Source organism: Acetobacter sp. P1H12_c (genome assembly GCF_018811975.1).
In the GTDB taxonomy this organism is placed as follows: Bacteria; Pseudomonadota; Alphaproteobacteria; order Acetobacterales; family Acetobacteraceae; genus Acetobacter; species Acetobacter persici.
In genome coordinates, this window is the sequence record NZ_JACRVR010000017.1 from 21,699 (window position 1) to 41,384 (window position 19,686).

The window sequence follows — 19,686 nt, forward strand, 5'->3', positions numbered from 1 at the left end:
TGACGTGCTCACAGCATGCCTCCCATCTCGCTACCGCAGTAAAATGAAGAGTTGTTGGCGGCAAATGTATACTGGCCGTGGAAGTAAGGTTCTTCTTCCCCTGCGCCTCCGCAATCCTCTTCCGACTCAAGGTCTTCGAACGCCGCGTCACGGTCATCCAGCGCTGAAATGAGAGAATCAATCATTCCTTCGATTTCTGCGCGGCTAAGTGTGCTATAATCGACGATAGCCAATTGCATAGGGGTATCTTCCCTTGCTTGAGGTTAGGCCGGGTTGGGTGTTGGTAGCACCCTCCCGTCCGCATCTGGTGTTGTGATGCAAATGCACCAAAGCACCATATGAATCACGACGCAAGCATTTTTTGCATCTTTTCATCAATGGTGCATTTCTGCTATAATCACCACATGACAGATCAACCCGACCCCGTCGTTCGAAAGACCGTCTCGTTGCCAACCAGCATTTGGAAACGCATTGAAGACTTCCAATTTGACCATCGCGTAAAGCGAGATAGTCAGGCTATTCGACAGCTAGTTGAACTCGGCCTAGATGCCGCCAAAGGGAGCAGCCCAGCAGATCAGGATAAACCCTGAATGCCGACAGTTCTTCGGATTGGTGGCTACAGGTTCTTTTTCTACAGCATGGAAGGCAACGAACCGCCGCACATCCATGTTGAAGCGGGAGAAAACGTCGCCAAATACTGGCTTGATCCGGTTGCTTTGGCGATGAATGATGGGTTCAGATCACACGAACTGACCAAGTTGCGGATGCTGGTTATCGAACACAAGAACACGTTTAGGGAGGCATGGGATGCCCATTTTGGCAGCTAGATTTGATCCGACCGCGACTGACGTTCGGATGGACACTGACCTTCTTCATGTCGTGATGGCGGATGGCCGCGAGCTTTCCGTGCCTCTTGAGTGGTTCCCGCGCCTGCGCGACGCCTCACCGGAACAGCGTTCCCACTGGCGCTTCATCGGGCGCGGCAAGGGCATTCACTGGCCTGATGTGGACGAGGATATCTCGGTCGCGAGCCTGCTGCGTCTGTCCTGACGTATTACTGCGGAGTGTAAATCTACGAATGAATGATGCTGAGGGCTTCGACGCCCTCGGCCTGCAAAATCTTGTCGCCGTGTCGGAAACCATATCGGAAGACGGGGTTGCGCTGGTTGAGGTCAAATCCCGTGAAGAGATTAAGCCGATCTGCTGTCTGGCTCAGAAGCTGGTCAAGAATGGTCGAAAGGCCATGCAGTTCAGGGATTACCCACGTAACAGATACGAGACAATCCTCAGTATCAAGCGCCAGCGCTGGAAGTGCCATTCCTGCGGAGCGGTGGTTTATGAAGAACTGCCTGACATAGATACTCGGCGCGAAATGACCAAGCGTATGGCGCTTGGCGTGGCTTTTGATGCCACTCAGCTTACTTTCGTTGATGCCTCCAGAATAAACGGTCTGCCCGTTAGTACCGTGCGCAGGGTGTTTCTTGATCATGCAGAAGAGCAATTGGCCGACTACAGAGTAGTATTGCCACGAGTTCTGGGGATCGACGAAAAGGTCATCTTGGGCAAACCCCGGCTGGTAATCGGCGATGTTGAGCGGAAACTTATGCTCGATATGATGGGATCACGCCGAAATGTTGATCTTGATAGCTATTTCACCAAGATGGTGGGCTGTAAAAACGTCGCGGTCGTCTGTCAGGATATGTGGAAAGGCTACGAGAGGGCTACTCGCAAGCATTTCCCGAATGCCACCACGGTCATCGACAAATTCCATGTGGTTCGAATGGCCGATCACGGGCTTGGCATGACGCGCAAGCGGATATCACAAAGCCTTCCTGACAAGGATCGAGTTTACCTGAAGCGCCGTATCGGAGTTTTGAAAGCACGCTGGCATTCCACAACCGAACGAGCCCGAACAGAATTGGAAGCGCTATTTTCGCGCTGGCCAGAGCTACAAGACGCTTACGACCTGAAAGAAGCGTTCTACGGGATCTATAACGCTCCTGACCGCGAAACCGCTGAGGATATGACCGATGCCTGCTTAAGTGCTGCCAATCAGCATTTCAGTTTTGATTTTAAAGAAATCATTTCCGCGTATAAAGGCTGGCGACCTCATATTCTGAACTACTTCGAGCATCCTTACACCAATGCTTATACAGAGCGCCTGAATGGTCTGATCGGCGAGATCAACATGAAGGGAAAGGGGTATGATCTCGAAACACTGCGTGCCAAGGCTTTGCTGAAATATAGCACGAAGAGCCTGCGTCGAGACCCAACCTTTATCGGTCCATTGAAGCAGGTACGACAAGGTGCTGGTGTCGGAGATGGCCGTGTAATGGCATGGAGAGGTTTCCCGATATCAACCTGGGAGCTCCTGATTCAGCAGGAAGGCGAGGATTTCATATCAACCCTATTTGAACGATAACCAGAATTTGTATAGTCGGTCATATCTTAATCTTTCATTAAGGAATAACTTCTTTAACCCGACTCTGTTATTTAAAATAAAACCATTAAATACTTATTAAAATCCCCGGAAAATTTACGCATGAAAAAAGGCCCGGCATAAATGCCGAGCCTCTCCTGCTCTTCTTAAAAAACTGAGGAAAAATCAGATCCCTGAAACGCGGGATGCCTCTTCAGTTTCCTGCTCAACGTAAGGACCACCTGCCAAAATTTGCAGGCTCAGCATCCCAAAACTCTCCGGCGCGCGCGCTGGCAGCGGGAGCAGGGCGTCGCCCATAGTCCAACGGCCTGCCCCACTCTCCAGTTCAGCCCAGCCAGTCAGAGACGCTTCAGTCTTATGGACCGTCACCGGCACTACAGCTCCGCCAAGCTGGAACGCAGCCTCACCCACGCAGACACCAAGGGAACGACGGTCATCCACAAAAGGCCCGTGCACATCACACGGGCGGCTGGTGCGGGAGAGCAGCCGCACCGCCTGCACAGACCCCGGCACCATAAACAGGGCCTGCCCGCGTACTGTACGCATGCAGCGCAGCAGACGCCCGTCTTCAGTTACCAGATGCAGGCCGGATTTCGTCGTCAGTGCAGGAGCCGGAGCAGCTTCCGGCACCCCCATGGCTTCGGCACGGGCCAGAAGCTCCCGGAAAACCGGTTCCACTCCATGCCGTTCCACCATCAGCGGGGCGGCGGCATCTTCAGCCCAGCTCCGCGCCTGAGAAACACTGATCCGCGAGACCGTTCCATACGGGCGGAAGCTGCCACGGTTACCCGTATCCAGATAGCTTTCCGTCTGCACATTATTGGCCGTGATCACGGAATGCTGCGCGGTCTCGATATGATAATAGGTATATGTGGTAACGCTACGGTCAAACAGGATCGTGCGGCCATTCACCAGCATGCGGGCCGGAATAAAATGCCCTTCAAAATACAGGCAATGTTCCGGCGTGACCAGCAGATCACGGTCCGGCGCACCAGAACTGATCGCGTTTTTCATAACGCGCACGGGATAACCGGCCTCATCATCGGGCAGACCAGCGCGCACGTGCGCCAGCGCCTTGCCCGTCCAGACAATTGGACGTTCAACAGGCTGGCCGTTTTCAAAAACCAGAACCGTCTCGCCAATTGTTAACGATTCAACCGCCCGTTCACCCTGCGGAGTACGGATCATGGACCCGGCGAGGAAGCAGGCACCAATATAGGTATTGCCATTGCTATATGTGATTTCAAGCGGATTAACGCTCTGATCATGACTGCCGATACTCGTATAAACGCCGTCAGGCAGGGTTACGCCGCTTGCCGTGTTAACAGCATAGCTCGCAACAACATCCGTCCCGTTTGCTCCATACAGAGTAATGATTTTTCCTGAGCCGTCTGTCGAAATCTGATAGCTGCCAATCGGCTGAACGGTGTTCTGCAACTCGATTGTATCAACAGACGGATCATAATTATTAAACGTCACCCCCTGCACACCTGTCGTGGCAAGAAGGTTGAGCACCTGATTATCCGCATTCAGGATTAGTGTACCGCCACCGTCCTGAAAATTAACGGTCGAGCCACTCAGAATATTGATCAGCCCGACGGAGCCGGAATAAGTCCCGCCATAACCAATATTGATTGTCGACCCAGAAAGGAGACCTGCCACAAGGTTTCCTGAGAACGTCGCTGTGCCGCCGTAAATATTAAGCGTATTTCCGGAAAGCGCATTAACAGCAATGTTAATATCTGTATTGCCACCAATGTAGTACGTATTGCCGCTTGCCGCATTGGCAACAATATAAATGCTACCCGTACTGCCGGGGATAGTAACGTAGGTTGCTCCAACCACGTTTAGCAAGGTTGTAACACTTTGATTGCCAGTTACAACATCACCCGTAGGAAGAATATTAATACCTAAGACAGTTAATCCTGTACTTATCTTATCAATTTCTTTTATTTTATTTCCACTTTTGTCATTTATTACAACATCATAACTAGCGACTGTTGCAATGCCTGGAAGTCCAAGCGTCGAGGATGTTGCCGTATAGGTGAGGCCAGACTGCGTCGTCCCACTATAGTTAGCCATAGTTGACCTCCGGTTTTTTCAGACACAACAAAATACCTTATTCAACAATCGAATAAGGCTTTGTTTTCACATCAAAATCTCCGAATAAATCAGGACTATTTTGATGCTTTTTATGTAACATCATTCTTTCCTGATTAACCTTATGAATTTTTCTCCATATTTTTCATGTTTTTCTGAAAATCTAATTTTTTATTCTATATCAAAGAGATATAGAATAAATATCTAATACTTGTTTATGTAGTAAGCATATATCCGAATCTAAAAATAGAGTCTTTTTAGAGTCGCTTTTGATTTTGAAAATTGAGTTCACAAAAATGATTCTTTTCCCCGATAATATTATGGCAGAAAAAAAGCATTTTATATTGCTTTTTTAATACTCATTTCTTTCTCTGCTTTACATCCTCTCCGCCGTCTCTGGCCCTCCGCGCTCCGGCCCCCTATATGAAGAGGCACGAATGTAATCTTAACGGAGGCCTTGCTTCATGTCCGATGCGTCCCCCACGTCCGATCCTGCGGATACACTGGTTCCCGTCACGGTTCTGACGGGCTTTCTGGGTGCGGGCAAAACCACGCTGCTCAACCATATTCTGACGGCGGAACATGGCCGCAAATATGCTGTCGTCATTAACGAGTTCGGTGAACTTGGCGTGGATAATGACCTCGTGGTCGATGCCGATGAAGAAGTGTTCGAAATGAACAACGGCTGCATCTGCTGCACCGTGCGCGGTGATCTGATCCGTATTCTGGGCAGCCTGATGAAGCGCCGGAACAAGTTTGACGGCATTATTATTGAGACCACAGGTCTGGCTGACCCTGCTCCGGTTGCTCAGACCTTTTTTGCGGATGCGGACGTACGGGCCAAAACCCGGCTGGATGCCGTCATCACCGTGGTGGATGCGCTGAACTTCCTGCAAACGCTGAAGGAAAGCCCGGAAGCCCACCAGCAGATCGCCTTTGCGGATGTGATCATCCTCAACAAAACCGATCTGGTGGACGAGGCTCAGCTTAAAGCGGTGGAAGACGCCATCCGCAAGCTGAACGCCTTTGCGCCTATCCATAAAGCGCAGAAAGGCAACGTGAAGCTGACGGATGTGATGGATGTTGGCGGGTTTGACCTCCAGCGTACCCTCTCCGCCGTGCCGGACTTTCTGGAAAACACCCACCATCATCACGAGGAAGATGTGAACAGCATTTCCCTCACCCTCAAAACCCCGCTGGATGCAGGCCGCTTCCAGATGTGGATCAGCGCTCTGTTGCAGGAAAAAGGCACCGATATCCTGCGCACCAAAGGCATTCTGAATTTTGAAGGCCAGCCGGACCGCTTTGCGTTTCAGGCCGTGCATATGATGGCAGACGGCAATTCCATCGGCCCGTGGAAAGAGGGCGAGGCCAAGGAATCCCGCCTTGTCTTTATTGGTCGTAACCTCAACCGGCCCCAGCTTCGGCGCGGGTTTGAAAGCTGCGCTGTTTCATGAGCACCTCCAGCACCCTGCGCGGCCTGATTGAAAAGCGCGGCGCATCCCGCACTGTGGATGGCCATATCACCGCCTGCACGGCCTCACGCGATAACATGCGCTTTGCCTTCACCACAGCGGAAGGCGATGTGATTGTCGCCCACCGGGCTGACCTGCGGGAACCGGCAAGCTGGGCAACTTATGCCGTGCATGATGGCGCGGCCCTCGCCCTTGCCCCGGATACAGACCCTTCCGGCTTCCTGACCGGCGGGGATGATGGCCGCCTGTGCCGTCTGGACATGCACGGGGAAGTGGAAGAACTCGGCAAGACCCGCCGCTGGGTTGAGCATATCGCCACGCATGTCGACGCCAAGACAGCCTACATTGCCAGCGCGGCAGGCAAGCAGGTTGAGCTGCGGGACGGCCGGGGCGAAGCTGTGCTGAAAACGCTGGAGCATCCCTCCTCCGTGACCGGCATTGTGTTTGACGCCAAGGGCAAGCGGGTAGCGGCATCGCACTACAACGGTGCTTCCGTGTGGTACACGCAGCCCAAAAGTGAGAGCGTGCGCCCGCTTGAATGGAAAGGCAGCCATACCGGCATTGCAATCCATCCGGCTGGCGAGGCCCTGATCACCTCCATGCAGGATAATGACCTGCATGGCTGGCGGCTGTCGGACGGGCACAATATCCGCATGAGCGGCTACCCCACCAAAGTGAAGTCCATGTCCTTCTCCCGCACTGGAAAGTGGCTGGCCACCAGCGGTGCGGATGTTGTGGTGCTCTGGCCGTTTTTTGGAGGCGGCCCGATGGGCAAACCGCCGACGGAACTGCCCGGCATGGGCGGCGCGCTCTGCACGCGCGTGGCCTATAACCCGGAGCAGGAAATTCTGGCGGCTGGCTTTGCGGACGGGTCTGTTATTATGATCGAACCGGAATCGCAACGGGTTCTTCCGGTCTGTCTGAACGGCACCAGCGCCATCAGCGCGCTGGCCTATAGTCCGGACGGATGCCTGCTGGGATTTGGGACAGAAGACGGGCTGATTGGCCTTGTGGATCTTTCCGCAGGCTGAGCAGGCCAGCCCGCCTGCATAAAGACATTTGCGTGACCTCAAGAGCCGGTGTGTTGCGCAGATCTGTTCCGCCGCTGATACTGGCCTCTGAGAGTGGCTTGTGGCACGGGCGGAACACGAAAGGATAATGACGTTATGAGTGATCGGTTTCGTCTGGTTATTGTGGGGGGCGGCATTGCCGGCCTGGCACTCGCCACACGGTTGGGACACAGCATGGGCCGCGCAGGCAAGCTGGATATCACCCTGGTGGATAAAGGGTTCAGCCATGTCTGGAAGCCTATGCTCCACTGCTTTGCCGCCGGGACTGCCCGTAACGAGAATGACCGCATTACCTTTGTCTCTCATGCAGCCGGGCACGGCTTCCGCTTCTGCTATGGCGAAATTTCCAGTCTGGACCGCACGGCCCGCCGCATTACCCTCGCCCCGCTCACCGAGCAGGATGATGAGGAAATTATTCTGGAAGAGCGGCATCTGGATTATGACGCATTGATTTTCGCCATTGGCAGCCGCGCGAATGATTTCGGCACACCGGGCGTTAAAGAGCACTGCATTTTTCTGGATAATGTGGTGGAGGCAAACAATTTTAATGAACGCTTCCGCCATGCCATTCTACAGGCCTACGGGCGCGGCACGCCGCTGGATATTGCCATTGTCGGCGGGGGTGCCACGGGCGTACAGCTTGCTGCGGAACTGCACAAGGCGCTGGATATCGGCTCGCTCTACAACTTTACGCCCACAACGCCGGACATGCGCATCACCTTGCTGGAAGCCGGGCCTCGCATCCTGCCGTCCTTCCCCGAAAAAGTTTCCGAGGAAGCCCGGCAGCAGCTTGAATCCCTGAAAATTTCCGTCCGCACCGGAGCGATGGTCAGCGGGGTGGATGAAAAAGGCTTTATCCTGAAAGACGGCTCCCGCGTGGATGCGCAGTTCCGCGTCTGGGCGGCCGGGGTCAAAGCCCCGGATGTCACGCAGGAAATGGACGGTCTGGAATGCGCCCGTGGTGGCCAGCTTGTGGTGAAACCCAATCTGCAAACCACACTGGACGAGCGGATTTTTGCGGTTGGTGACTGTTCTTTCATCACAGAAAGCCCCCTCCCGCCCACAGCACAGGTTGCCCGGCAGGAAGCCCACCATCTGGCAAAATATCTGCCGCAATGGATTGTCAGCCAGACGCCGGTGCCGCCCTTCAAGTTCAACAACAAGGGCGCGATTGTGGCTCTGGGCAATTACAACGGCTGGGGCGCCTTCGCGGATGGCAAGACCTTTGGTGGCGGCGCGCTCAACGGGCTGAGCGCCCGGCTGGGCCACACGGCACTGTACCGCCAGCATCAGTTTGAACTGTACGGCGTTCCGCGCGGGGCCATTGCCTGCCTGACAGACTGGCTGGACCGCTTTGTCCGCCCGTCTGTCCGCATGGACTAAAAACTAAAACGCAGGGACTTCTCCCCAAAACGCACAAACGCCCCCGGCGGCTCTGCTCCGCCGGGGGCGTTTGTATCTGGTCAGGCTTCCTTCTGGCGCAAACCCCGTTACAGGCAGTCTGTTGCCAGATGATCCCGGTGTGGTGCCTCAGCGGGCCACCCTGTTGCGCGGCCAGTAAGCCCGGACCTGCGTTGCGCAGCGCCCGGACTTCGCCGCCCCTCTCCTTCCGGCCAGTCGCACCGTCAGGAACTCCAGAAAACCTTGCTCAGACCTCTGGCCCGGCGTCCTGCATCTCCGCAGCAAACCCGGCGCACAGACTCCCCAGCCCGGTTACAGATAACGGGCGCTGCCGTTATTGAGCTGATTGATAAAGGAATCACAGGTCATTTCCACGACCTCTCCGCCGAGGTTTTTCAGGCGCACCTTACAGTCCCCGTCATTCATGGTGCCCAGCATCTCATAGCGGGTGCCTGCAATCTCGACTGTCTTGTTTGTGCTGGCCGTGGTGGTCATCCGAACATCCTTCCATTCCATGCAGCAGGCCCTCAGGCTTCGCCCGTTTTAGGCTCCTGTGCTTACCGGAAGCAGTTTCCGCAGCTTTGCTTCAGTCGCCTTTGATCTGCATCAAAATGCCGCCGCTTTATACTGCGCAACGGCAATGCGCTCACCTCATGCAACCCCGTTCTGCATTTTGTAAAACTGTTTTATAAAATCATCTTTTATTGAAATTATGTTTTTCTGTTTTTCAATAAATAGGATCCCATCACCCGTCATGCCGGCTCTGGAGAGACGTGTTCCCCGGCACGAGACCGCCGGATCAGCTGTTTTAGACAGGCCGGGCACATACACCCCGGAGCCTCCCCGGCAGGGAGCGGGATGGCGTGAGGCACCTGCATACACCAGCACTGGCTGTCCGCCGTGCACGGAAAGTCTGTTCCACAGATTTCACAAATCATGTTTACCCTCCAGCCGTTCCTGCCGTATCGTCTCTCAACGACGCCCCGCCACGCACACCACGCCTCCTCCCCCACCACCCAGCAGACGTTTGACACGCCTGCACCGCTTTCCCCCACCTCTTACAGCAGCCACCTCTTACAGTAGAAAGACCGGATGATGATGCGAAGAGCCACTGCCTTTCTGGCGCTCAGCCTCTTTACCTTTGCCAGCACCCCCGCAGGTGCCACCTCCGGTACGCCTGCCTCTCCGCCCAACCCTCCGGCAGACCAGCCCCCGGCTGCGGCCACATCACACCCGGAAGCTGAAAACTACCGGTTACTCGGCACCCTCGGCTCCTATCGCATTGGGGCGACCCTTTCTGTTATGCCAGATCAGAAACTGACTTCTGCAAGCTATTTCTATACAAAAAATCTGGTGGATATTCCCCTCACTGGCCAGATTACCGGTGAGCAGATTACGCTGGATGAACCGGGCGGTGGCCATTTCTCGCTGCATTTTACAACCACCGATAAGACAGCCACAAAGCCTCTCTCCCTGCAATCTGCCACGGAACTGGCCGGAACCTGGCAGAAAGGCACACAGACCTATCCCGTTCTCCTGAATCTGGTGACAACAGACTCTCTTACCCCGGACACACTGTATGAGTCTGTCACAGACGCTCCGCCTGCGGTTTTTGAAGCAATGGTCAGGCACTTCCTGCAAAGCGCCCTCAGCGGGAATAAAGCGGAAACTGCAAAACTGGTGTCATGGCCATTAAGGATCAATGCTCAGCACATGCAAATTCTCAAGACACCGGAAGCTCTTTTTGCGGCATGGCCCCGCATTTTCACGCCCTGTGTCCGGCTCAGCCTCCAGCGCGCCGTCCCGCACGACATGTTTGTGCACAATGGGGAGGCTATGGTCGACGACGGCACGGTCTGGTTTGACGCACACGGCGCCTCTGCCATTAACGTGCCTGACTGTAAATCCTCAGCCCCATAAACCAACCCGCCTACCCCACAACGGCGACCCCCAAACCGCACAGTCAGCCCAGGCGCGGGGGGCTGACCAGAGGCGGCCATACGTCCATGCATACGACCTACCTTCCTACCTTCCTGCCTTCCTTCTCGCCTTAAACCTTAACCTGAAGTTATCACATCTGCTCCGTATGGCCTGTTGACGCATCTGGTCCCGAAACGAAATATACCCTGTACTGGTACACAGCACCTCTGCCGCCACGCCGGGAGACAACATTACCTGCCTGACAGAACACAGGCCTATCCGTATTATGGTCAGGGAACCTATGGTCAAAACTCTTCTGATGCTGCTCTGCGTGACAGCCCTTTCAACCCCCGCTCTCGCACAGAACGCCGCCACAGGTGCCGCCATTGCCCCGGACATGCCTGAAAACTTCACGGTCAATACAGACAGATTTGACTTCATCCGCCGCGATGTGATGATCCCCATGCGGGATGGCGTGAAGCTCCATACCGTGATCCTTATCCCCAAAGCCGCGCAGAACGCCCCCATTCTGCTCACGCGCACACCGTATAATGCCACGCGCATGACCTCCAAGGCGGACAGCGGCACCCTCCGCTCCATCCTTCAGGGGTATGACAACATGCCCGATGTGATTGTGGATGGCGGCTATATCCGCGTTGTGCAGGATGTACGGGGCAAATACGGGTCCGAAGGGGACTACGTAATGAACCGCCCGCTGCGCGGCCCCCTGAACCCGACCAAAGTGGACCACAGCACAGACACATGGGACACCATTGAATGGCTGGTGCACAACATCCCGCAAAGCAACGGCAAGGTTGGGATTCTTGGAGTGTCTTACGATGGATACACAGCCCTGACGGCCCTGCTCAACCCGCACCCTGCCCTGAAAGTCTCCGTCCCCATGAACCCGATGGTGGATGGCTGGATGGGGGATGACTGGTTCCATAACGGTGCCTTCCGTGAGGAAATGCTCTCCTATATTTACAATCAGGACGCCACCCGGAAAAAATCCGTTATCTGGTGGAGCAACCAGTATGACAATTATGATCTTTTCCTGAACTCCGTCTCCGCCGGGCAACTGGGCAAGGAGCGCGGCATGGAGCAGATTGGCTTCTTCCGGCAAATTCTGGCCCACCCTGCCTATGATAACTGGTGGCAGCAGCAGGCGCTGGACCGCCTGCTCCCCACGCAGCGCCTCAGCGTTCCAACCCTGCTTGTTCATAGCCTGTGGGATCAGGAAGATAATTATGGAGATATCGCGCTCTATTACGCGCTGAAGCACAAACAGGCGGACCAGCCGAACCTCTGGCTGGCCATGGGGCCGTGGAACCACGGCGGCGAGATCAAGGACGCCAGCACCCTTGGCCCTATCAGGCTCCATTCCGATACCGGCCTGTATTTCCGCCGGACAATCCTTGAGCCGTTTCTGGCGCATTATCTGAAAGATGATGCGATCCCGCTGCCCGGCCGGGTTTCAGCCTATCGCAGCGGGTCAGACACGTGGGAAACACGGAGCGCTCTGCCCGAGCAGGACTGCACACAAGACTGCGCAACCCTGCATCTGACGGCACAGCATCAACTCTCCCTGAACGCGTCTGCCAGCACGGCAGGATCTGTCAGCTATCTGGCGGACCCGGCGCATCCCGTGCCCTATGTTCAGCGCCCGGTTATTACCCGTGACGCCCCCGGCTCCGTGTGGGATGACTGGCTTTCCACAGACCAGCGTAACGCCGCATCCCGCCCGGACGTGGCCACCTTTACCTCGCCCGTGCTGACAAAACCCATCGCTCTGGACGGCCAGCCTCTGGTGCATCTGACAGCCACCACCACCGGTACGGATGGTGATTTTGTGGTGAAGCTGATTGACGTTTACCCGGATGAAGTGCCGGAACAGCGTGAACTCGGCGGCTATCAGCTTATGGTCAGCAGTGACATTCTGCGGGGCCGCTACCGGAACAGCTTTGAACACCCGGAGGCCATTCCGGCAGGCAAGCCCCAGCTTTACCAGTTCCGGCTGCCGGTCATGAACCACACCTTCCGCCCCGGCCACCGCATTATGGTGCAGGTGCAGTCAAGCTGGTTCCCGCTCTATGACCGGAACCCGCAAACATATGTCAGTTCCATTTTCACGGCACCGCCAGAGGCCTACAAACCCGCGACGATCACCCTTGATACCGCCGCAAGCTGGCTCACAGTGCATCAGGCCTCTCCGGTCACGCCTTAAGGCCCACGCTTTTGCGTCAGAGGGGGGAAGGCGTCTTTTCTTCCCGCTTCATGCGCCGCGCTTTTCTTCTGTAGCAGGATTTGTATAAAATAAGTCCTGCTGCTTAGATTTTGCTAATCCCGGACAATCCGCCGCTGATCCTCGGACATACCGCACGCCTGCGGGGCATCCAGCGTCAGCAACAGGCGCGTAGTGGGCACGGCCAGCGTGGAAAGGGGTGGAGACCGGTGCTGCACCGCCCCCTCCGGCTGCCAGCCGGGATAGCAGCCGCCTTTGAGCAATGCCACAGCTCCGGCGTCAGCCTGATGCACCGTCGCATTTTCTCCCGCCTCGGCCCGCCGCCACTGCACACCCGGCCCCACATAAGTACACAGCAGCCGCAACACAACATGATCCACATGGAAGCGGCGGCAACTGTCATGAGTAATCCGCTCCAGCCGGAAGCGAACGGCGTCCATCCCGGTTGTCGCGCAATAATGCCGGGCCAGCCGCAGCGCATCTTCCAGCAGCACGCGTGTTTCGGGCGTAAAGGCGGACGCCAGTTCTTCTTCCAGTTGTCCGGGGGAGCCTGCCGTCAGAATCAGGGAGGGACCATCATGCAGAAACGCCTGCGCGGCCTGCTCCAGATCACGCGGCAGAGTGCGGTCTGCCAGCGCAATATGGCAATCTGGCTGCGCAAGAGCCTGAAAAGCGGCATCTGCTGTGGGGTAATGGAAGGGGGCGAGCATGGTCAGCATGGGGTTTCGCTTTAAGTATATGTTATGATATAACGTATCATACAGACACCCGGAACCGCAATCCGAAGGAAGACGCATCATGACCACCCTGCTGCCCGTTACCGTCCTCTCCGGCTTTCTGGGAGCCGGGAAAACCACACTCCTCAACCATATTCTCAACAATCGTGAAGGCCGCCGCGTCGCGGTGATTGTGAATGATATGAGCGACGTGAATATTGACGCCGATCTGGTGCGGGGAGGATCGGACCTCTCCCGCACGGATGAAAAACTGGTGGAAATGAGCAACGGCTGCATCTGCTGCACCCTGCGCGATGATCTGCTGACAGAAGTGCGCCGTCTGGCGGATGAAGGTCGGTTTGATTACCTGCTGATTGAATCGACCGGGATTGCGGAACCTCTGCCCGTAGCGGCCACCTTCTCCTTCCGGGATGAAGAAGGCCAGAGCCTGCTGGATATCGCCCGGCTGGATACCATGGTGACGGTGGTGGATGCCGTAAACCTGCTCAGGGATTACGCCTCCACCGATTTTCTGAAAGACCGGGGAGAAACCGCAGGCGAGGACGATGACCGCGCTCTGGTGGACCTGCTGGTAGAGCAGATTGAGTTTGCCGATGTTGTTGTTCTGAACAAGACATCCACCGCCACACCGGAACAGCGTGACGCCGCAAAACAGATTATCCGCGCGCTCAACCCCGATGCGGATCTGATTGAAACCGATATGGGCAAGGTGCCGCTGGACCGTGTTCTGAACACCCACCGTTTTGACCACGCCAAAGCAGAACAGCACCCGCTGTGGTATAAAGAACTTTATGGGGCCGCCGAGCATGTACCCGAAACGGAAGAATACGGTATCCATACCTTTGTCTACCGTGCCCGCCGTCCGTTTATTCCTGAAAAATTCAAGGCTTTTATTGACGCCTCATGGCCCGGTGTGGTGCGCGCCAAAGGGCATTTCTGGCTTGCCACCCGGCCGGAATGGGTAGGGGAACTCGGGCAGGCGGGTGCGCTGGTCCGCACACAGGCGATGGGCCTATGGTGGTGCGTGATCCCTCCCGAGCACTGGCCGGAGGATGAAGACTGGAAAGACATGCTGGTGAACAGGTGGGACCCTGTTTACGGAGACCGCAGGCAGGAAATCGTTTTTATCGGCACAGCGGATATGGACGAACCCGCCCTCCGCGCCGCGCTGGACGCCTGCCTTGCCCCGCAGGACAAGGAGCGTTTCCGGCCCGCAGCCTATGCTGGCCTCGCTGACCCATTCCCCGTCTGGCGGCATCGCCAGCAAGAGGAGGAAGACGCCTATGCCTGAGGCTGATTTTTCCAATGAACGCACCCTGCGCGACGCGATGTGGCGGCGCTACACCGGGGATGACTGGCAGGCGTTTGACCAGCTCCCGCCGCTGGTGCGGCAGCGGGTGGCGGAGCATGCGTATGATGCATGGTCCGTCAACGTGCTGATGCTGTGGAAGCATTACAAACGCACCTACGGCAACACGCTGCGCGGCCAGCGTGCGTTAATCCGCTATCTGGATTATTGTGAACGGCTGGAGCGGGAAGCCTTCGCCTCCCACTATTCAGACCAGTACGGCACCATGCTCCCGCATGATGCCGCCCATGTCAGTATTTTAAGAGGTCAAGCCGCAACCTGAGATTTTTCTAAAAACGCCTCAACAAGCCGGTTCAGTTCCGCCGTTTTTTCAAGCTGCGGCATATGCCCAACCTGTGGCAGGAGGTGCTTTACAACAAAATCAGGTGTATTTTTTGCGCCGGCTGCGGGCAGGATTTCATCCTCTTCGCCCCAGAAGAGCGTGACCGGAATACGGGCCGCATCAAGCACCGGCCGCAGATCAAACGACTGCTGGCCGTTGCCAAAGCAGGCGGCCTCAATCGCCCGCAGGGCGTCACGCGCGCCGTCCAGACGCCGGACCTTCAGCACGTTATCCGCCATTTTCCGGCCCACGAGGGATTTGTCATACACAAGAGCCTGCAAGGCATTTTGCATATCCCGCGTACGGTCGGCCTCCACCATATCGTGCAGACCCTGCGCATTCACCTCGCGCCCCAGTCCGGCAGGGGCAATCAGTGTCAGAGAGGCCACCGTATCCGGATAATCCCGCAGCAGCGCCAGAGCAATTCCGCCACCCAGTGAATGGCCCATGATATGCGCACGCGGGACATTCAGCGCCTTCAGCAATTCAGAGACAGCTTCAGCCAGAATGGTAACGGATCCATCCCCCACATCCTTGGAGGATGCGCCGTGCCCCGGCAGGTCAAACGTAATAACCCGATGATGCCGGGCCAGAACATCCTGATTCAGCATCCAGTTGGTCAGATCACCGCCAAAACCGTGGATCAGCAGGAGCGGCACACCGTCACGCCGCCCGGCATCCCGCACGTTCAGGGTGTACTCCCCCGCCGTGACCAGACGCGGTTCCGCACTTGCAGCGTCCGCATCCTCACCGCCCTCTTCTTCCGTATCGGCTTTGAAGCTGGCAATGAACGCCTCAATCTCGGCGTCGGACGCCTCTGCGTCCGCCACAACACCCAGCAGCGCACCAACCGGCAGGGTTTCCCCCGCCTGCGCCACCTGCCTGCGCAGGACACCGGAGGCCGGACTTTCATACCCGCTGGTGATCTTGCTGGTTTCAATATCCGCCACTTCATCCCCTTCCCGCACCGTATCACCGACGGAAACGGTCCAGGAGGCGAGCTTACCCTCGGTCATGGCCAGACCGAATTTGGGCATGGTCAGGGCTGTCAGTGCATGTGTCATTGTTCAGGCAACCTCAGGCGTTTTCTGCATCATGATGGATTTGACCGCAGCCTCGATCTTGTCCGCGTTCGGCATGTAGAGTTTTTCCAGCGGGGTGGAAAACGGCACGGGCGTATGCGGCGGCACAACGCGGCGGATCGGGGCCTTCAGCGCGCCGAACGCCTGCTCGGCCACAAGGGCGGAAATATCACACGCCATGTTACAGCGCGGGCTGGATTCATCCACAATCACAAGGCGGCCCGTATCTTCCACACATTCCAGAATGGTCTGCTCATCCAGCGGGAAGGTGGTGCGCGGGTCCAGCACGGTACAGGAAATACCCTGTTTTGCCAGCCGGTCCGCAGCCTCGTTCGCCATGCCCACCATGCGGCCAATAGCTACAATGGTCACATCATTCCCCTCGCGCGTCAGGTTCGCTTCCCCAAACGGGATGGTGTAGGCCTCGTCCGGAACCTCTTCCTCATCGTCATACATGACTTTGTTTTCAAGGAAGATCACAGGATCATCATCACGGATGGCCTCAATCAGCAGACCCTTCGCCTCGTATGGGGAAGACGGCACAACCACCTTCAGCCCCGGAATATGCGTAAAGAGCGGATAAAGCGCCTGACTATGCTGGGCCGCCGCATTAAAGCCTGCGCCATACATCGCGCGGATCACCAGTGGGGTGCGGGCCTTGCCGCCAAACATATAGCGGAATTTTGCGGCCTGATTCATGATCTGATCAAGACAGCAGCCAACAAAATCCACAAACATCAGTTCCGCCACCGGGCGCAGACCCGTGGCCGCCGCACCGGCCGCGGCCCCAATATAGGAGGCTTCAGAAATTGGGGTGTCCAGCACACGGCTTTCCCCAAATTCGGTCAGCAGGCCCTTGGTCACACCAAGCACCCCGCCCCATGCGTCCTTCACGCCGGAAGAACCACCCTGCCCACCGGCAACGTCCTCCCCCATCAGCACAACAGTGGGGTCGCGGCGCATTTCCTGACGCAGCGCTTCATTAATCGCCTGACGAAAGCTTTTCTTGCTCATAGGTCTCTTCCCTTCCGGGCTGGTTGCTCACACGGCAGTGCGTGTGGCGTCATCTGAAATGCGTCAGATCTTGACGTAGACATCGGCCATGAGGTCCGCCTCTTCCGGCCAGGGAGCCTGCTTGGCGGCCTGAACGGCGCTTTCCACCTCATCCGCCACGGCGGCGTCAATCTCATCCAGCGCGCTCAGCTCAAGCAGTTTGTCCTGCTCAACGCGTTTGCGGAAACTCTCAAGGCAGTCACGGTTTTTCTTGGCATCGGCCACTTCGTTCGAGGCGCGATAGCTCATGGAATCGCCTTCAAAATGCCCGTACCAGCGTTCCAGATGCACATGGAGCATCACCGGCCCCTTGCCGGAGCGGGCGTGGTCAATGGCATCGCGCGCGGCATCATGCACCGCAAAGAAGTCCGAGCCATTACATTCCATATACGGCATGCCAAACCCGGCAGCGCGGTCCTTCTGGTTGCCCGCACAGGCGTAGGACGCGCCGGTGGCCTCGCCATAGCCGTTATCTTCCACCACAAACACCGCAGGCAGTTGCCAGACCGTCGCCAGATTGAGGCTTTCCAGCGTCGTGCCTTCATTCGAGGCGCCATCCCCGTAAAAGGCTACGGCCACGCCGTTATCTTTTAAAACCTTGTGGGAAAGAGCCGCCCCGCAGATCAGCGGCGGGCCACCGCCCACAATGCCGTTGGCCCCCAGCATGCCCTTGGAAAGATCGGCAATATGCATGGAGCCGCCCTTCCCCCGGCACACGCCGGATTTGCGGCCATAAATTTCAGCCATCATGCCGCCCACATCAACACCTTTGGCAATACAATGCCCGTGGCCGCGATGGGTGCTGGCAATGGTATCCTGCTCCGTCAGGTTTGCGCACACTCCCACGGCGGAGGCTTCCTCGCCGCAATAGAGATGCACAAAACCCGGTATTTCTCCGGTAGCAAATTCACGATGCAGGCGTTCTTCAAACACCCGGATAGTGCGCATGGCGCGGTAGGACCGAAGCAGGGTCTCTGTGGAAATCTGCATGGACCAGATCCTTTATTTTTTCTTGGTTGTCACTGACCGAGGAAAGTCTGTTCCCAACGCCTCCATACCCCCACCGTTGCGGACATGCTTCTCAAAATCATTCATCGCACGCATATGTGAATTTCTGTTTCAGGTTAAAACAAGAGCCGTTTCCGCAGCTTTCCGCCGCGCAGGCGGGGAAAGTCGGGCAGAACAGGAGAGATCTCTTGCAATGCGCCAGACAAGAACATATCATGAACATTATGAAGCAAAGCTTGTCCGACCGTCTGGCGCTGCTCTCCGATGCCGCCAAATATGATGCGTCCTGCTCCTCCAGCGGCGCGGGCAAGCGCGACTCCGCCGCCAGCAAAGGGCTCGGGTCCGTCAGCAACGGTATCTGCCATGCCTTTACCCCGGATGGCCGCTGTATTTCCCTGCTGAAAATCCTGCTGACCAATTTCTGTATTTATGACTGCGCGTACTGCATCAACCGTTCGTCCTCCAACGTGCCGCGCGCGCGTTTTACGCCGGATGAAGTGATCTGGCTGACGCTGGAGTTCTATCGCCGGAACTATATCGAGGGCCTGTTCCTCTCCTCCGGCATCATCCGCTCATCCGATGACACCATGAGCCAGATGGTGCGCGTCGCGCGGGAGTTGCGGCAGACGCACAAATTCCGGGGCTATATTCACCTCAAGACCATTCCCAACGCCTCCCCCGCCCTGCTGGCGGAAGCCGGGCTGTATGCGGACAGGCTTTCCATCAACGTGGAAATGCCGACGGAACGCGGGCTGGCGGACTACGCCCCGCAAAAACATGCCTCGGAAATCCGCCAGTCCATGGGGGAGATGCGCACGCATATTGATGCAGCAAAAGACCGCACCCTCACCGGCCGGAAAGCCCCGCGTTTTGCCCCCGGCGGCCAGAGCACACAGATGATTGTCGGGGCTGATCAGGCCACCGACCGCGATATCCTGTCCAGCAGTTCCTCGCTTTACACAGGCTATAAGCTGCGGCGCGTCTATTACTCCGCCTTCAGCCCCATTCCCGATGCCTCCGCCATTCTGCCCATCCGGCCGCCACCGCTGCTGCGGGAGCACCGGCTGTATCAGGCGGACTGGCTTTTCCGTTTCTATGGCTTTCAGTTTTCTGAAATTACCGCCGCCCGCACGGATGGCATGCTGGACCTTGAACTGGACCCCAAACTGGCCTGGGCTCTGGCAAACCGCGCTTTGTTCCCCATAGACCTCAACCGCGCCCCCAAGGAAATGCTGTTACGGGTGCCGGGGCTTGGGGTGCGCTCCGTGCAGGCCATTGTTGCCGCACGCCGCCACAGGCACCTGCGGCTGGAAGACCTTGCAAAGCTGAAAGTCTCCATCCGCAAGATCAAACCGTTTCTCTACACCACCGGCTGGTCCCCCGGCAGGCTGGCGGACCAGCAGAATCTCCGCCAGCTTTTTGTGCCGCAACCCCAGCAACTTGCCCTTTTCTGAACACGTGGTTTCT

Annotated in this window: 20 protein-coding genes; 12 read left to right on the top strand and 8 right to left on the bottom strand. The window is 56.8% G+C overall.

Annotated features, from left to right (window positions below):
• Nucleotides 1-8: 8 nt before the first annotated feature.
• The gene (locus KP699_RS09935) at nt 9-239 is read right to left on the bottom strand and encodes a hypothetical protein (protein ID WP_215762478.1); all 231 of its coding nucleotides are present in this window, start codon (nt 237-239) and stop codon (nt 9-11) included.
• 351 nt (nt 240-590) lie between these two features.
• On the opposite strand from KP699_RS09935, the gene KP699_RS09940 reads away from it, so the two are divergent.
• The 3 genes from KP699_RS09940 to KP699_RS09950 are packed head-to-tail and all read left to right on the top strand — an operon-like array spanning nt 591 to nt 2,422.
• On the top strand, nt 591-827 hold the full coding sequence (locus KP699_RS09940; protein ID WP_215762479.1) for a DUF4160 domain-containing protein: 237 nt from the start codon (nt 591-593) through the stop codon (nt 825-827).
• A 28-nt stretch (nt 828-855) separates the two neighbouring features.
• Nucleotides 856-1,050 (top strand): DUF2442 domain-containing protein, encoded by a 195-nt coding sequence (locus KP699_RS09945; protein ID WP_012812389.1) that lies wholly within the window; start codon nt 856-858, stop codon nt 1,048-1,050.
• A gap of 28 nt (nt 1,051-1,078) precedes the next feature.
• The gene (locus tag KP699_RS09950) at nt 1,079-2,422 is read left to right on the top strand and encodes an ISL3 family transposase (RefSeq protein WP_215762480.1); all 1,344 of its coding nucleotides are present in this window, start codon (nt 1,079-1,081) and stop codon (nt 2,420-2,422) included.
• Nucleotides 2,423-2,605: 183 nt separating this feature from the next.
• On the opposite strand, the gene KP699_RS09955 is transcribed toward KP699_RS09950, so the two are convergent.
• Nucleotides 2,606-4,285: a Hint domain-containing protein gene (locus KP699_RS09955; protein WP_308164908.1), complete on the bottom strand. Its 1,680-nt coding sequence runs from the start codon at nt 4,283-4,285 to the stop codon at nt 2,606-2,608.
• 719 nt (nt 4,286-5,004) lie between these two features.
• Between KP699_RS09955 and KP699_RS09960 the strand changes: the two genes are divergently transcribed.
• The 3 genes from KP699_RS09960 to KP699_RS09970 all read left to right on the top strand — a co-directional run bounded on the left by KP699_RS09960 (nt 5,005) and on the right by KP699_RS09970 (nt 8,468).
• Nucleotides 5,005-5,997, top strand: a complete 993-nt coding sequence (locus tag KP699_RS09960; RefSeq protein WP_215762482.1) for a GTP-binding protein — start codon at nt 5,005-5,007, stop codon at nt 5,995-5,997.
• Nucleotides 5,994-7,046 carry a WD40 repeat domain-containing protein gene (locus KP699_RS09965; RefSeq protein ID WP_215762483.1) on the top strand — a complete coding sequence of 351 codons (1,053 nt, stop codon included), beginning with the start codon at nt 5,994-5,996 and terminating at the stop codon, nt 7,044-7,046. The genes KP699_RS09960 and KP699_RS09965 overlap by 4 nt, the downstream gene beginning before the upstream one ends.
• Before the next feature lie 135 nt (nt 7,047-7,181).
• Entirely contained in the window at nt 7,182-8,468 is a 1,287-nt protein-coding gene (locus KP699_RS09970) for an NAD(P)/FAD-dependent oxidoreductase (protein WP_025827562.1), read from the top strand.
• Nucleotides 8,469-8,798: 330 nt separating this feature from the next.
• Here KP699_RS09970 and KP699_RS09975 read toward each other — a convergent pair whose 3' ends face one another.
• On the bottom strand, nt 8,799-8,981 hold the full coding sequence (locus tag KP699_RS09975; RefSeq protein WP_215762484.1) for a hypothetical protein: 183 nt from the start codon (nt 8,979-8,981) through the stop codon (nt 8,799-8,801).
• Between the two features lie 257 nt (nt 8,982-9,238).
• Nucleotides 9,239-9,424 (bottom strand): cysteine-rich CWC family protein, encoded by a 186-nt coding sequence (locus tag KP699_RS16760; protein WP_374196923.1) that lies wholly within the window; start codon nt 9,422-9,424, stop codon nt 9,239-9,241.
• On the opposite strand from KP699_RS16760, the gene KP699_RS09980 reads away from it, so the two are divergent.
• The 3 genes from KP699_RS09980 to KP699_RS09990 all read left to right on the top strand — a co-directional run bounded on the left by KP699_RS09980 (nt 9,423) and on the right by KP699_RS09990 (nt 12,630).
• Nucleotides 9,423-9,569, top strand: coding sequence for a hypothetical protein (locus KP699_RS09980; protein WP_215762485.1), 147 nt, complete (start codon nt 9,423-9,425; stop codon nt 9,567-9,569). The genes KP699_RS16760 and KP699_RS09980 overlap by 2 nt on opposite strands.
• A 9-nt stretch (nt 9,570-9,578) precedes the next feature.
• Complete coding sequence (locus KP699_RS09985) at nt 9,579-10,406, top strand: hypothetical protein (protein ID WP_215762486.1); 828 nt, start codon at nt 9,579-9,581, stop codon at nt 10,404-10,406.
• Between the two features lie 301 nt (nt 10,407-10,707).
• Nucleotides 10,708-12,630: a CocE/NonD family hydrolase gene (locus KP699_RS09990; RefSeq protein WP_215762487.1), complete on the top strand. Its 1,923-nt coding sequence runs from the start codon at nt 10,708-10,710 to the stop codon at nt 12,628-12,630.
• 113 nt (nt 12,631-12,743) lie between these two features.
• On the opposite strand, the gene KP699_RS09995 is transcribed toward KP699_RS09990, so the two are convergent.
• Nucleotides 12,744-13,367 carry a DUF1826 domain-containing protein gene (locus tag KP699_RS09995; protein ID WP_215762488.1) on the bottom strand — a complete coding sequence of 208 codons (624 nt, stop codon included), beginning with the start codon at nt 13,365-13,367 and terminating at the stop codon, nt 12,744-12,746.
• Nucleotides 13,368-13,446: 79 nt separating this feature from the next.
• Here KP699_RS09995 and zigA point away from each other — a divergent pair, with 79 nt between their 5' ends.
• Complete coding sequence (zigA, locus tag KP699_RS10000) at nt 13,447-14,676, top strand: zinc metallochaperone GTPase ZigA (RefSeq protein ID WP_215762489.1); 1,230 nt, start codon at nt 13,447-13,449, stop codon at nt 14,674-14,676.
• A complete protein-coding gene (locus KP699_RS10005) occupies nt 14,669-15,016 on the top strand; it encodes a DUF6525 family protein (protein WP_215762490.1) in 348 nt (115 codons plus the stop codon). Before zigA ends, KP699_RS10005 begins: the two co-directional genes overlap by 8 nt.
• Here KP699_RS10005 and KP699_RS10010 read toward each other — a convergent pair.
• The 3 genes from KP699_RS10010 to KP699_RS10020 form a co-directional block, all read right to left on the bottom strand.
• Nucleotides 15,001-16,140, bottom strand: a complete 1,140-nt coding sequence (locus KP699_RS10010) for an acetoin dehydrogenase dihydrolipoyllysine-residue acetyltransferase subunit (protein ID WP_215762491.1) — start codon at nt 16,138-16,140, stop codon at nt 15,001-15,003. The genes KP699_RS10005 and KP699_RS10010 overlap by 16 nt on opposite strands.
• Nucleotides 16,141-16,143: 3 nt before the next feature.
• The gene (locus KP699_RS10015) at nt 16,144-17,172 is read right to left on the bottom strand and encodes an alpha-ketoacid dehydrogenase subunit beta (protein ID WP_086655093.1); all 1,029 of its coding nucleotides are present in this window, start codon (nt 17,170-17,172) and stop codon (nt 16,144-16,146) included.
• A gap of 63 nt (nt 17,173-17,235) precedes the next feature.
• A complete protein-coding gene (locus tag KP699_RS10020) occupies nt 17,236-18,201 on the bottom strand; it encodes a thiamine pyrophosphate-dependent dehydrogenase E1 component subunit alpha (RefSeq protein WP_086655092.1) in 966 nt (321 codons plus the stop codon).
• Between the two features lie 242 nt (nt 18,202-18,443).
• On the opposite strand from KP699_RS10020, the gene KP699_RS10025 reads away from it, so the two are divergent.
• The gene (locus KP699_RS10025) at nt 18,444-19,673 is read left to right on the top strand and encodes a putative DNA modification/repair radical SAM protein (RefSeq protein ID WP_212374051.1); all 1,230 of its coding nucleotides are present in this window, start codon (nt 18,444-18,446) and stop codon (nt 19,671-19,673) included.
• Nucleotides 19,674-19,686: the final 13 nt, after the last annotated feature.